Raw genomic sequence first — 13,463 nt, 5'->3', positions numbered from 1 at the left:
GGTCCTACAGGTGCGATCGGGCCTCGGGCAATTCGTCAGTCAGCCGTGAACGCCCGCTGCCTACTGGGGAACGGCCATTTGAACGTCTGCGGACGCACGCCGACGAATGGCAGGAAATGGCCGATCACACTGCCTCATGCAATCCCCATACGAGGCCGGAGTCATCGGAAGGCTGCGATCGGCAGCAGGCGACCCGCAAGGGACGTTAACGTTGCTCTGAAGCAGCCCTTCACGCATGAACAACAGCAAAGTTACGGTCTCGCGATGAGTTGGTGGTGCGCCGTTACGCCAATTTCGCCGCGCTGCTTGCCGTGTGATTTTCCGTCGGAGTGATAGACGACGAGTACAGCGTTGTCGTGCGTCAGCGGCACTGGTGCGATCGTGGTGAGCGCCGCGTTGCCCTCGGCGTCTGCTACCAGGTCGTTGTCCTGACCGCTACCATCAAGCGGCGTGAAGCCGATCGGCTTCTCATTGAAGTGATTTTCGAAAAGGCTGTAGTGTCCGTTGGGCTTGAGACCAGAAAGCACGACAGTTACCTTCTCACGCCCGTCCGGCTGCGGCGTCAGGATCGCTTCCCCTCTGGCACCAAGCCAGGCGCCCAAGGTAAGATTCATCCGCTGGCCGGTAGCGGTCTTCAAAGGCAGCGTCGGCGTGTCAGCGATTAGCGCATTGCGAAGGCCAGCGCTTCGCTTAATCCCTTGCGGCCCGGTAGCGGCGGGGGCACCCGGTTGCTCGACGAAAACCTGTGGGTCCAATGGTGTCTTTTGCTGTGTCTCCCTAGAGAAGAACGCGGCATGAGTTTCAAACGGCAGCACTTTGGCTTCGTCGGCTGCATGCGCACCGAGCGCCGAGAGACCGACCGTTGCGATAAGAATCCTGATCGTGTGCGAGAGTTTCATAGTTGTCGTTCGCATGTGTTCTCCGTTGTACTAGCACGGGGCTCGAGACGCCCAACGGCATTACCTGCCGAAGTCGTTGGCGTCGGTCAATTCGTCGCTTGCCAACACGAGGGTTCTCTGGGCTCGCCCAGCTTGCTGCCGAGATTGTCAGCGATCTGGCCCATGATGTCGAACGTCTCAAACTGGCCGACCGCTGCCTGATGCATCTGATGCATCCCGACCCAAACCCGTCCTCTACGACACCACCAACGAATGACCACTCGTCATCATTCAGGCGCGCAGTGGACGTCAAATTTGATGAGCTTCGTCGGACCGAATGTGTTGCTGATCGCAACGTCGGCGGCATCGCGGCCGCACGCCATCAGCACACGACCGATACGCGGCACGTTGTTGCGCGGATCGAAGGTCTGCCAGGAGCCGCCCACATAGGCTTCGAACCATGCCGCGAAATCCATCGTGCTCCACGGCGGCGGCACACCGACGTCACTGATGTAGCCCGTGCAGTAGCGCGCCGGAATATTCATCGCGCGGCATAGCGCCACGGCCAGGTGAGCGAAGTCGCGACACACGCCCTTGCGTTCCTGCCACGCCTGAAACGCCGTCTTGGTCGGCCGTGCAAATTCGTATCCGAACATGACATGGCGATGCACGTAGTCGCAAATCGCCTGCACCCGGTGGCGGCCCGGAGGCGTATTGGAAAATAGTTTCCAGGCAACGTCGGACAGCAGATCGGTTTCGCAATAGCGGCTGCCGAGCAGGAACACCAGACATTCATCCGGAAGCGTTTCGACGGCATGCTGATAGTCGAACGGCTCGCGCGTCTCGGGTTGATCGGAGACGTTGAGCAGCGCGGTGGTGGAGAGCGAAATCAGCCCCTGCGGCGCGACGATGCGGCTGCACAGATTGCCGAAGCTATCGCGATACTGCGTGATCGCCACCGGCGGATCGACCACCAGCAGATCGGCAGACAGGACATCCTGCACGCGGGAAAAATGCGTGTTCAACATCAACATCATTGGTGTCGGCTGCGCGCACTCGTAGATCAGTTCATAGCCCACGCGAAGTTTCATCTGACCATCCTTCCATTGATAAAGTCGTAACGCGCTGAGCGCTCAGGCGTCTTCGGTCACGCTCACGTCGACCTCAAGACTGCGGAACGAATGCATCGCGCCGTGCCATGTGCCCCAGAGCGGCAGCGCCTGATCGTAATTCCACGCTACCGCCACACGAATCAGATGCCGGTTGCCGACGATGCTGTTGGTCGGATCGAAATCGACCCAGCCTGCACCGGGAAGATAGATCTGCAGCCATGCGTGGGTCGCGCCGCCGCCCAGGGTGGTGTCGTGGTCCGGCACGAAGATATAGCCGCTGACAAACCGGGCCGCGAGGCCAAGCGAGCGGACGGCATCCATCATCAGCACCGCGAAATCGCGGCAACTGCCGCTGCGCAGGCGTAGCGTGTCGGCAGGACGATTGACGCCCTTCTCGACGCGCCGCACGTACATGAAGTTGTTCTTGATCTCGAGCGTCATGCTGCGCAACAACGTCATCGTGCCCGTCGTGCCGCCGGGGTCGATAAAGCGTCGCGCCCACAGGTCGACATCCTCGTTCGGAAACTGTCGGCTTCGCGCGTTCACCAGATCAGAGGCTTCCTCGCTCGTATACGCGAAGGGCCAGGTCGACGCATAGGCTTCCAGCGAATAGTCAGGCAGCGGCGCCTCGTAATGTTCGAGCGTCACCTCGCTTCTGAAGAGCAGCTCGGATGCTTCGACCGAAAACGTGGCGACTGCGACCGAGTTGTCGAAGACATCGTGCAACCAATACAGCCGTTCAGGTGTGGGCGTGATCAGCAACTGCGCGGTGAGAAGCCGCAGATCATGACTCGCACGCGGGCGGAACATCATGCGATGCTCGCCGAAGCGCACTGGCTCCAAGTAGTGGTAGACGCTCTGGTGCCACACGGTTAGACGTTGCGGCGCGCTCATTGCGTTTCGCCGCGAACAAACTTGCTCACCATTTCGCCCCCAAAAGGAAAGCCCACCGCGACAGCACGAACCGGGGCGGCAATCGGTCACGACTCAGACACGCGCTGGAAACGATCAGCAATGAGAGGCAACAAGGTGCAGCCCGAATTGCAATGACGCTCTTTCTACCGGGCCGCTGTTACACCTTCGTCGAAAGTGCGCACAAGCAAAGTGAAACGACCGCGCGTCACATGCGCGTGTCGGTTACTTCTTCGTCACGCCGCTCGACACAGAAGTCTTCGGGGTAGACGTCTTGAACAGACCTGCTCCGGGAGATGGTAACTTTTTAGGTTGTTTAGGCTTCTTTGCCTCGCGATTACTACGCAGTTGACCTTTTGCCATTTCGCTCCCCATTTAGGCGCCCACGGAAGGGGCCGCTCTGCGACTCATTCTGGGCGCATTTTTAATTACTGTCGCGATCTATTTAAAAGACCCGATCACACACCTTAAGGGGTAAGTGCACAAGTTTGCTGATACTGCGCAAGTTTGCTGATAGTGCCTGCTCTCTTCATGCACCCAGCCGCCGGTTTGCCGATTGTTCTTGCTTTGTCGCGCCATGCGGCGCACTCTCGGATAGCCAACTTGAGTGCGCAAGCCGCTTTCATCGACTCGCCACTCGTGTCCGGCTCGCCAGTACCGGCGGGAATACGCGTTGAATCTCGCACGCGAATGAGCATTGCTACCTTGATGTGGCGCGTCGCCGTGCTCAAGCGTGCTTTCTGGCCTCAGGCCACTGCCTTGAAGTTGCACGCTCTTTTTGCAGGCGTCCAGATGCTGAAGCGAACCCCAATGAGCCCGATCATGTCGGGCAGACCGCAAGACTATGTGGCGACCCAGAAAGCTCGCGTCGAAGCCTTGCGGCAGGCGGAGTCCGACCGCGCCCAGAAGCGGCTCGACGATGATGCGCGCATCGATATCAACGCCGCGAAGTGGCGCTACGTCTCTTCGAGAGATTAGATGGCAAAAAGCAAGATCGTGCTCAGCTTCCCAAATCCCAGTCGCTCTTACGACACCTCCTAGGCATCGTGTATGTTTCTGGGGCTACGACAATTCTCGCGAGATCGCGTTTCTCGTCGATGGTCAAATGCTGACGAAGCTCAACCCCGGAATCCGTAGCGAGGAAACCGACCTGCTCGCGGCGTTCGATCGTAATCGCGACCGGATACTGGAACTGGCCAAAACGTGATATAAGGGTGGCCCGCAGATCAGGTACACGATCTCCTGAATCGAAGATCGGGCGCGATCACTTTTTAGTTGCGGGGATGCGAGGCGCGAGCAGGGTTCGAACATGCAGCCAATATTACTCGGCCCGAACGCCCCCATACGTTCAATATGAAGCAGGCAGCAGATCGCCCAGCGCCTGATACACCGCTTCACGAAAAAGCGCAACCGCTGAAGACTGGCCAAACTCCACGGTGCGATCGACAATCTTGCCTGTCGCCTGATCCGGGCCGAGCGACACTCGCGATGTCGTGAACAATACATAGGCGGTCGGCGCCCTGGGGTAAAAAGCTCACCTGAGTAGCAGTCCCGCCACGCGGCCGCGACGTGGAAGCGGTGTTCGGAGCGACCTGGCTACATTTGCGGGAGCGCCACGAGCACGCTCACACGCACGAGACACCGGAACCAAACCACCGAGGTCGCCATGACGAGCACCATCAGCACGTTCATGACTTCCCGTGGGACGGGCAGGAACCACATACCCCCACATAAGCGTGAACCCGTAACACACAAGCATCGCCACCATCGTCATTGACTTCACGTGATTTCAATGTCCGCAGCAGCGCGATTATCGGTCGCTCACTCTATCGCTTTGATCGACTCCTAAATGGCCGACTGTACTCGCTCACAGAGGCCGCCCCTAAGCCGCCGTTGAAGTTTTCAACGGCAGTTCTTCGGAACGTTCATTGAACTGGTGCTATCGGCCATGAAGCGTCATTCGCTCGCACCGTTGCTCGGACACTCAGACGTCGGCTTCGCCTCTGTAAGCGGCCGTTCCATTCCCGACGATGAACGTTGCATAATCGGCCATTCCGGACATTCGCTCTGCGGTGCCAGTGTCATATCTATTTTCGACCGTGACAAGGTGGAACGCGTAGCCGAGGCATCGGCGTACAACAAGCGGTGAAGACTACGCGCTGTACGACCGCACGACCACGGGTTTGGTCGAAAAGCTCGACCGAACAGTGGCCGAGGAACGAAGCACGAGGCACGATCATGGCCGGGCGTCTTGAGTGCCCCACCGTTGGACGTCCATTGTCTTTCATAAGCGCGACTGATTGGTGCTAGTCTTTATTCCTTGTCCATTGTTGGGCCGACATAAGCAATGCCGAACAAGCCAGCCAGAAAGAAGCGAGCACCCGCGACCCTGCGGTCAACGAGCGGCGCGGGATTTGAGTTCGAGGATCTGATTAGCGCCTGGCTTCTGGTGAAAATGCTAACGGGCGAGCAGGCACCTGCAATCGGAGGCGCGGGCGTTCAGCTTCAGGCGCAGGTTTCGACACTAGGGTGGCGCATCGACGACCTTTTATTGACGACACAGCATAACGCGGGAGCGCATGGGCAGCTTGCTATCTCAGCGAAAGGCAATCTGCAAGTCAGCGCTTCGGGCTTGCCCGCAGATTTCGTAAAGCGTGCGTGGGAACAGTGGCGCGCATCGCACGGCCCGATGAGCCGATCAGGCGACGGTCTGGCGCTCGTGACACAGGGCACGCATCGCGTCTTCGAGCCGAACTGGCGGGAGGTGAAGAATGCATGTACCGGCTTCGACGTCGCGCTCGCCATGGGTCGAATCCGGAGCAATCCCGGACAAGCCAAAGTTTTCGAGAGCGTTCGGAAGCCGGACAAGAATGGCCCGGAGGCAACTGAGGAAGAGACAATTGAACTCATCCGGCGGCTGCATGTACTGCCAGTCGACCTGCAGCTCCCTCACTCGGAGGCTAGGAATCAGGCGATCGCGCAATGCCGGCAACTCCTGGCAAGCGGCGACGCGACGGAAGCAGAAAAACTCTGGCAGTGGCTTATCAACGTCGCAACGGAGATACGCCTTCGCCGTGGCACCATCACGTGTCAGGAACTCTGGTCGATGCTCCGCGTGGAGTTCGGTCTTCGCCACCATCCTGATTTCACGCGGGATTGGGAGACCCTCTCTAGTATCGCTTCCGATTGCAAGGCGCGGATAGAGACCGCGTTACCTTCGGGTTACAGCGTCCCGCGAACTGAAGAGAAATCGAAACTCAAAACTGCGATCTTCGGGAACGCTGTCACAGTGGTATTCGGCGAGTCGGGCTCCGGTAAATCAGCGCTCGTCAAGAACGTGCTCGACGCGCACTTTGAGGCGTGGACGCAGGTTTGGTTCGGTCCGGATGATCTGAAGACGGCGCTCAGCGCTGCGCGTCGCAGCATGCTTCCGCTCAGGCATGAACTGGCGCGGGTTCTTAACGCAACGGTCAATCCGAAAAACGTCCTCGTTGTCGACTCGGCGGAACGAATCGACCCGGCGGAACTCGGCATCATCCGGCAGCTTTTCCGGGCTATCCTCGGGTCCGCGGAACAGGCTGACGGCATCGTATGGCGCGTTGTCGTCATCACCCAGACCCAGAACTGGGCCGACGGTGCCGGGGACATGCTCGGCGGCCGCCGAGCCGCGTTGGTCGAACTCGAGCTCATGAAAAAACTGGACGTAATGTCAGCGCTGTTGGCGTCGCCCTCCCTTGGCTGGCTGGCCGCCCACGACGACACGGTTTCAGCGCTAACAAACCTCAGGACCCTGGCATGGGTGGTCAAGGCCGGCTCTGCGTTCGGTTCAAGTGCGGGTGGGCTTGCGTCTCACACTGCTATTTCTGATCGTCTGTGGCACTACTGGACTGGCGACTGACCAGACGTTCAGGCACTCATGATGCGCCTCGCAAAGCGTGAGGCGTACTTCGAGAGAAGCTTCGCGCTTAGTGACCTCGATCCGGCCGACGCTGCGACCTTCTCGGAGAGTCCTGCAGAACTGCCTCTTCGCCTGAACCGACGAACAAACCGCATCGAGTTCGAGCACGACCTCGCGGCGGATTGGGCTCGCTTCCAGTACCTCAAGGAGATATCGGCTGATGCGGCTCAGTGGGCGAAGCTCGCGGAAAATCCTCTCTGGACAAACTCGCTACGGATGCTGGGCCAGTTTCTGCTGCGACAGCCTGCCGAAACTGGGACGGCCTGGGATTCGGCGTTCGCCTCCGCCCAGACGAGCGGCCTTTTCCTGGCAGGAGACATCCTCCTTGATGCACTGTGTCTCGACCCTGAAGCGGAGCGGTTTCTTACAGAGCGGGTTGACCTGCTGCTTGCGAACAACGCTGAGCATCTCACCAGACTGCTGATCCGGTTCGACCACATCGGAACCGTGCCTACCGGTGGCATTTCAGGCACCATGTCGTCCCTTGGTTTGTACCTGGAGGCGCAGCATCGCTCGATTGTCATCGGACGCTGGCCGCCAGTGCTTCGATTCCTCATAGCGCAACGGGAAAAGCTCAGGGGGGCGGTATCGTCCGCGATCGCCAAGGTTATACAGACCTGGCTAACAGGAACTCCACGCGAACTGGAAAACGGAATGCTGATTCCGTTTCGTCGCGAGCTGGCTGAAATGGCCTTGGCCATGGCGCGCACCGTTCAGGTCGAGAAGGGTCATGGGGTGATCTATGTCAACCAAGACCCACTTTTCTTTACGGCCGCGCTCGCTGGGGCCGCAGACTTGCCAGAGGAAGTGGGAGCTTGGGCTCTAGAGCTCGCGGGCCGGAGAGAAATTTCCGATGAGGTCACCGCGCGGATTGCCGAAGTTCGTCGTCAACAGGCCGAGCAGCACGCGGAACGGCTTCGGATTGATGCGACATACACGGCGGTTGTCAACGTACTTGTCGCGTCACCTCATGCGCACTGCTTTAGTTCTTCCGGTTGCATGCGCTCCGGATTGAGCCAGACTTCATCCTTCAATTTCCAGTTGCGCGTCGATCGGGACCAACGCCGTGGATTGCGCTGCCTGGCCTCCGCATAAACGATCTCACGTTGCGCAAGAACTGCATTCGCCACGCCGTTATGACACTGGGCCGGCGTGACGAATTTGAGGCCGCTGTGTTTGTGCTCATGGTTGTACCAGCGCACGAACTGCTGCGTCCAGGCCCGCGCCTCATCAACGCTGCCGAACGGCTTGCGCGGGTAGTCGGGCCGATACTTGCAGGTCCGGAACAGCGACTCTGCGTACGGGTTGTCGTTACTCACGCGTGGTCGGCTAAACGAGGCCACGACCCCCAGGTTCTCCAGGGTGGCAAGCATCGTCGCACCTTTCATCGGGCTGCCATTATCCGAATGCAGCACCAGGGGACGTCCTGCCAGGCCCTCTGCCAGACTGGCACGCCGCATCAGCAACGCGGCCAGTTCTGCCGATTCGGCCTCATGCACTTCGTGACCGACAATCTTGCGGCTGAACACGTCCAGCATCATGTACCAGTAGTAATACTGTCCTTTGACCGCCGCAGGTACCCAGGTGATGTCCCACGACCAGACCTGATTGGGCGCCGTCGCGCAATGACTGGTCACTACCCGGGTCGAGGGCTTGCGCGCACGACCACGATGGTGCTGCTGCGAGGCGCTGCGCAGCACGCGGTAAAAGCTCGATTCCGATGCGACATACACGCCGCGATCGGCCAGCCTCGGCACGATCTGGCTGGGCGGCAGACTGGCAAACTCCGCACTATTGGCTACCTCAAGAATCTGTTGCCGTTCAGCCTCACTCAACTGGTTGCCCGGCGGCGGCCGTTCGGTCGTGGTACGACCATCGGCACGTACCGTGTCACCGTCACCGACCCAGCGCTGAAACGTGCGCAGGCTCACGCCCAACTCGTCGCAAGCCTTCTCCAGCCGGCAGCCTGACTGCGCCGCCTCGCGTATCAACGATATACATAACAGGCGATCCGGGACGTTGATCAATCGTCCTCTTTGTCTCCCCAGATCGCCTGGACTTTTTTTCTCAGAATCAGCAGCGCCGCCGCTTCCGCTAGCGCCTTCTCCTTGCGCTGCAATTCCTTCTCGAGCTGTCGGATGCGCTGCTTGTCGTCTTTCGACTGGTGGCGCTGCTCGCGTGCCTGCTCGGTGGCATTCGCGTTGGCTGCCTGGCAGGCCGCTCGCCACGCCGCGATCTGTTCGGGATAGAGTCCTTTGCGCCGGCAGTACTCGGCCAGCTCCGCTGCGTTGAGCGGGGCGGCTTCCAGCACTACTGCAAACTTGTCTTCCGAAGACCATCCCTCGGGATTCTTCCCATCGCCCGGCACGGCCAGCCCTTGTCCTTTCGCCTGTCGGCGCCACGTGTACAACGTCTGTTCGGTAATCCCCGTTTCTCTGGCCAGCGCTGAGACCAACGCGTTTTCCGGCGGCATCATGCGACGCACCAGCGCTTCTTTTCTTTCTGCTGAGTAGGCTTTCATTCACCCTGATTTTACCGCCCCCGGACCATGTCTATAAGATTCAGATAACACGACAAGTAGTCTGACGCCGGGGGCATTGGACTGGTACCAGTCAGCTTTTCGAGGCGCTGAAAGGCGCTTTCTTGACGAGTTCAATCTGACATACCTCGAATTCAATGGCATCAGACTCGAAATTGTTCCCGCCGATGCAAAATTATCGGCGGGATCGGCGGGCACAGTCGTCTACTGGACCGTCGATGACTTCGATGAATCGCTAAAGCATTTTCTGAACATAGGTGCCACGCTTTATCGTGGTCCAGGCCAAGTGGAAGATGGAAAGCGGATGTGCATGCTGCGCGACCCTTGGGAAAATTGCGTTGGGCTCTACGGCTAACCCGAATATTGTCGACGATCTGCGTGGCCATTTCGACAGGCTGCTTTTGGCCGACCGCTGCCTAATGCGCTACGCATAACTCGGCCAAGACGGAGAGTCAAATTCCCCAAAAGCGGTGGTTGCGGTCGCCGGTCGACGAATAAGCGGCCGCCCGAGCGACTGGCGAAAATTTTGGCGCCAGACAATATCCCCGTCCCTACACGTTGAGCCACGTATGCTTAAAACCGACCACAACGCACAAGCTTCCCACTCGCATTTCCCCAGCAACGATGAAATTCTTTCAATTCTTGCGGATCGCGTCGATGGGAGGAGGCAAAGCATAGGAATTGTGGTCGGCATGATCGATGGTGGCAGGCGGCGTGTCGTGAGCTATGGCCGCCACAGCGCCGACAACACCAGCACTCCTGATGGCGACTCTGTGTTCGAGATAGGCTCAATCACAAAGGTCTACACGGCACTCCTACTCGCTGATATGGTCGGGCGAGGAGAAGCAACATTCGACGAGCCGGTTCAGGATCTGCTTCCAAGCGGCGTAGTGATACCTGAGCGTAACGGCCGGAAAATCACGCTGCAGCAGCTATCAACACATTTGTCCGGCCTTCCCAGAATGCCCGACAACTTCAATGGCGACGACCCCGATCCTTATCGGCATTACACAGTTGACGCGCTCTACCAATTCCTCGCAGCGCACGAACTCACGCGCGATGTTGACACGGTTGAAGAATATTCCAATCTTGGCGTCGGCCTGTTGGGCCATGCGCTGACGTGCCGTGCCAACAAAGACTATGAGACCTTGATCCGCGAGCGCGTCACTGGTCCGCTGGGTATGCATAGCACATCGATCGAGTTGTCAGATTCCATGAAAATCCGTCTTGTACCCGGACATGACGCCTCACTGCGGCCAGTGCCAGGATGGAATCTCGGTCCTTCCCCCTTTGCCGGAGCAGGCGCACTTCGCTCGACAGTGAACGACCAGCTGACCTTAATGGATACCATCTTCGGGCAGCGTAAATCCAGCCTCGACCACGCGATTGAAGAAACGATGACGCTGCGCCAACGCGTAGCGGATCACGATATCGCGCTCGGTTGGGGAGCGAAAGCAGTAGGTGATGATGTACTGTACGGTCACGACGGTGGCACTGCGGGCTATCGCTCGATTATGTTGTTCTACCGCCGCGCGCGGATCGGCGTGGTATTAATGTCCAACGCAGCGGGTGACGTGGGCGACATTGCGCACCATCTTTTGAATCCGGCTAAACCGTTGAACAAAGCACGGGTGATCGTCCCGGTTGATCAGGCTGTGCTGCAGTCCTACACAGGTCGTTATGAACTGCGAGCGGACTTTGTGATCACTGTGACGGAAGCGGATCAACATCTGATTGCTCAGGCGACAGGTCAAGGCCCGTTCGGCATCTTTCCCGAAAACGCCCGGGAGTTCTTCGCGGACTTCGACCTAAACGTTCAGGTCACTTTCAATGTGGATTCTCATGGCGTCGTCGTTTCCATGACGCTGCGTCAGCATGGCAAGGACACTGAAATGTTGAAAATCGGGGGAGCTAGAGCAAACTTCAACATCGGCGCCCAGTCTGGCGTCCGGCAGAAGGAATGAACGGGATGCGGTGTATTCGCCGATCGTCGACAATCTAGACGTTACTCGCGGATGTCTCAAATTGGCCGCGTGCTGCCGGATGCGTCGGACTCATGTCGCCCCGGCCGTTGGCGTTCAGGCAAAGCAAACACCCACGGACCCCGTTACATGTCCGTCGCGGCATGGACATCGCCTGCTACGTGCGGCGCGGCAGACACACGGTGAATGCGGTCTCTACCTTATCTGACCGCGCCTCGATCGTGCCGTGATGGGCCTTGGCGATTTCGCTTGCGATATACAACCCGAGTCCGAGACTGCCCTTGCTGTCCCGTCTGTTCTCATGATTCGCGCCGCGTTGGAGCGGATCAAAGATGCGCTCCAGCAACGACCTCTCGATGGCAGGTCCGCTGTTCCTGACCTCGAAACGCAACTCCGCTTCGTCACCAGTCACCACCACGCGCACCGGTGCGTTCGGCGCCCCATGTCTGATCGCATTGAGAACGGCGGTTGTCAACGTACTTGTCGCGTCACCTCATGCGCACTGCTTTAGTTCTTCCGGTTGCATGCGCTCCGGATTGAGCCAGACTTCATCCTTCAATTTCCAGTTGCGCGTCGATCGGGACCAACGCCGTGGATTGCGCTGCCTGGCCTCCGCATAAACGATCTCACGTTGCGCAAGAACTGCATTCGCCACGCCGTTATGACACTGGGCCGGCGTGACGAATTTGAGGCCGCTGTGTTTGTGCTCATGGTTGTACCAGCGCACGAACTGCTGCGTCCAGGCCCGCGCCTCATCAACGCTGCCGAACGGCTTGCGCGGGTAGTCGGGCCGATACTTGCAGGTCCGGAACAGCGACTCTGCGTACGGGTTGTCGTTACTCACGCGTGGTCGGCTAAACGAGGCCACGACCCCCAGGTTCTCCAGGGTGGCAAGCATCGTCGCACCTTTCATCGGGCTGCCATTATCCGAATGCAGCACCAGGGGACGTCCTGCCAGGCCCTCTGCCAGACTGGCACGCCGCATCAGCAACGCGGCCAGTTCTGCCGATTCGGCCTCATGCACTTCGTGACCGACAATCTTGCGGCTGAACACGTCCAGCATCATGTACCAGTAGTAATACTGTCCTTTGACCGCCGCAGGTACCCAGGTGATGTCCCACGACCAGACCTGATTGGGCGCCGTCGCGCAATGACTGGTCACTACCCGGGTCGAGGGCTTGCGCGCACGACCACGATGGTGCTGCTGCGAGGCGCTGCGCAGCACGCGGTAAAAGCTCGATTCCGATGCGACATACACGCCGCGATCGGCCAGCCTCGGCACGATCTGGCTGGGCGGCAGACTGGCAAACTCCGCACTATTGGCTACCTCAAGAATCTGTTGCCGTTCAGCCTCACTCAACTGGTTGCCCGGCGGCGGCCGTTCGGTCGTGGTACGACCATCGGCACGTACCGTGTCACCGTCACCGACCCAGCGCTGAAACGTGCGCAGGCTCACGCCCAACTCGTCGCAAGCCTTCTCCAGCCGGCAGCCTGACTGCGCCGCCTCGCGTATCAACGATATACATAACAGGCGATCCGGGACGTTGATCAATCGTCCTCTTTGTCTCCCCAGATCGCCTGGACTTTTTTTCTCAGAATCAGCAGCGCCGCCGCTTCCGCTAGCGCCTTCTCCTTGCGCTGCAATTCCTTCTCGAGCTGTCGGATGCGCTGCTTGTCGTCTTTCGACTGGTGGCGCTGCTCGCGTGCCTGCTCGGTGGCATTCGCGTTGGCTGCCTGGCAGGCCGCTCGCCACGCCGCGATCTGTTCGGGATAGAGTCCTTTGCGCCGGCAGTACTCGGCCAGCTCCGCTGCGTTGAGCGGGGCGGCTTCCAGCACTACTGCAAACTTGTCTTCCGAAGACCATCCCTCGGGATTCTTCCCATCGCCCGGCACGGCCAGCCCTTGTCCTTTCGCCTGTCGGCGCCACGTGTACAACGTCTGTTCGGTAATCCCCGTTTCTCTGGCCAGCGCTGAGACCAACGCGTTTTCCGGCGGCATCATGCGACGCACCAGCGCTTCTTTTCTTTCTGCTGAGTAGGCTTTCATTCACCCTGATTTTACCGCCCCCGGACCATGTCTATA

General features: G+C 59.1%; 10 protein-coding genes and 3 pseudogenes. 6 read left to right on the top strand and 7 right to left on the bottom strand.

What is annotated here, in order from left to right:
* Positions 1–251: 251 nt before the first annotated feature.
* From OKW39_RS27205 to OKW39_RS27195, 3 genes are all read right to left on the bottom strand, one after another.
* Positions 252–914, bottom strand: a complete 663-nt coding sequence (locus OKW39_RS27205; RefSeq protein ID WP_429333713.1) for a hypothetical protein — start codon at positions 912–914, stop codon at positions 252–254.
* Between the two features lie 251 nt (positions 915–1,165).
* A complete protein-coding gene (locus OKW39_RS27200) occupies positions 1,166–1,969 on the bottom strand; it encodes a transglutaminase-like domain-containing protein (RefSeq protein WP_429564074.1) in 804 nt (267 codons plus the stop codon).
* 42 nt (positions 1,970–2,011) lie between these two features.
* The gene (locus OKW39_RS27195) at positions 2,012–2,884 is read right to left on the bottom strand and encodes a transglutaminase family protein (protein ID WP_429564073.1); all 873 of its coding nucleotides are present in this window, start codon (positions 2,882–2,884) and stop codon (positions 2,012–2,014) included.
* A 708-nt stretch (positions 2,885–3,592) separates the two neighbouring features.
* Between OKW39_RS27195 and OKW39_RS27190 the strand changes: the two genes are divergently transcribed.
* Positions 3,593–3,880: a hypothetical protein gene (locus OKW39_RS27190; RefSeq protein WP_184050798.1), complete on the top strand. Its 288-nt coding sequence runs from the start codon at positions 3,593–3,595 to the stop codon at positions 3,878–3,880.
* Positions 3,881–4,109 (top strand): annotated as a pseudogene (locus tag OKW39_RS27185) (DUF1488 domain-containing protein).
* A gap of 141 nt (positions 4,110–4,250) precedes the next feature.
* On the opposite strand, the gene OKW39_RS27180 reads toward OKW39_RS27185, so the two are convergent.
* Positions 4,251–4,385: a hypothetical protein gene (locus tag OKW39_RS27180; RefSeq protein WP_260335711.1), complete on the bottom strand. Its 135-nt coding sequence runs from the start codon at positions 4,383–4,385 to the stop codon at positions 4,251–4,253.
* 110 nt (positions 4,386–4,495) lie between these two features.
* Here OKW39_RS27180 and OKW39_RS27175 point away from each other — a divergent pair.
* Positions 4,496–4,679, top strand: a pseudogene (locus OKW39_RS27175) (EamA family transporter); the annotation flags it as partial.
* 570 nt (positions 4,680–5,249) lie between these two features.
* Entirely contained in the window at positions 5,250–6,800 is a 1,551-nt protein-coding gene (locus OKW39_RS27170; protein WP_429564072.1) for an ATP-binding protein, read from the top strand.
* 1,028 nt (positions 6,801–7,828) lie between these two features.
* On the opposite strand, the gene OKW39_RS27165 is transcribed toward OKW39_RS27170, so the two are convergent.
* Positions 7,829–9,381, bottom strand: a protein-coding gene (locus OKW39_RS27165) for an IS3 family transposase (RefSeq protein ID WP_244168772.1) whose coding sequence is annotated in 2 segments (ribosomal slippage) — positions 7,829–8,919 and positions 8,919–9,381 — 1,554 coding nt in all. Because the reading frame shifts where the segments join, the coding sequence is not laid out codon by codon here.
* A gap of 76 nt (positions 9,382–9,457) precedes the next feature.
* On the opposite strand from OKW39_RS27165, the gene OKW39_RS27160 reads away from it, so the two are divergent.
* Entirely contained in the window at positions 9,458–9,754 is a 297-nt protein-coding gene (locus OKW39_RS27160) for a VOC family protein (protein WP_429564071.1), read from the top strand.
* A gap of 214 nt (positions 9,755–9,968) precedes the next feature.
* Positions 9,969–11,363, top strand: a complete 1,395-nt coding sequence (locus OKW39_RS27155) for a serine hydrolase (protein WP_429564070.1) — start codon at positions 9,969–9,971, stop codon at positions 11,361–11,363.
* A 175-nt stretch (positions 11,364–11,538) separates the two neighbouring features.
* Here OKW39_RS27155 and OKW39_RS27150 read toward each other — a convergent pair.
* Both OKW39_RS27150 and OKW39_RS27145 read right to left on the bottom strand, forming a co-directional pair.
* Positions 11,539–11,856, bottom strand: a pseudogene (locus OKW39_RS27150) (sensor histidine kinase); the annotation flags it as partial.
* Positions 11,857–11,874: 18 nt separating this feature from the next.
* A protein-coding gene (locus OKW39_RS27145; RefSeq protein WP_244168772.1) for an IS3 family transposase occupies positions 11,875–13,427 on the bottom strand; the annotation gives its coding sequence in 2 pieces (ribosomal slippage) (positions 11,875–12,965 and positions 12,965–13,427; 1,554 coding nt in all).
* Positions 13,428–13,463 lie beyond the last annotated feature (36 nt).

This window comes from Paraburkholderia sp. MM6662-R1 (genome assembly GCF_050436245.1).
GTDB classification, from domain to species: domain Bacteria; phylum Pseudomonadota; class Gammaproteobacteria; order Burkholderiales; family Burkholderiaceae; genus Paraburkholderia; species Paraburkholderia tuberum.
Note: the sequence above shows the minus strand (reverse complement) of the source record. Positions and strands in the feature narration are given on the sequence as shown.

What these genes read in the sequence shown, in the direction of transcription:
- OKW39_RS27205 (WP_429333713.1), bottom strand. Translation starts at nt 914, where the DNA reads ATGCGAACGACAACTATGAAACTCTCGCACACGATCAGGATTCTTATC.
- OKW39_RS27200 (WP_429564074.1), bottom strand. Translation starts at nt 1,969, where the DNA reads ATGAAACTTCGCGTGGGCTATGAACTGATCTACGAGTGCGCGCAGCCG.
- OKW39_RS27195 (WP_429564073.1), bottom strand. Translation starts at nt 2,884, where the DNA reads ATGAGCGCGCCGCAACGTCTAACCGTGTGGCACCAGAGCGTCTACCAC.
- OKW39_RS27190 (WP_184050798.1), top strand. Translation starts at nt 3,593, where the DNA reads ATGAGCATTGCTACCTTGATGTGGCGCGTCGCCGTGCTCAAGCGTGCT.
- OKW39_RS27170 (WP_429564072.1), top strand. Translation starts at nt 5,250, where the DNA reads ATGCCGAACAAGCCAGCCAGAAAGAAGCGAGCACCCGCGACCCTGCGG.
- OKW39_RS27155 (WP_429564070.1), top strand. Translation starts at nt 9,969, where the DNA reads ATGCTTAAAACCGACCACAACGCACAAGCTTCCCACTCGCATTTCCCC.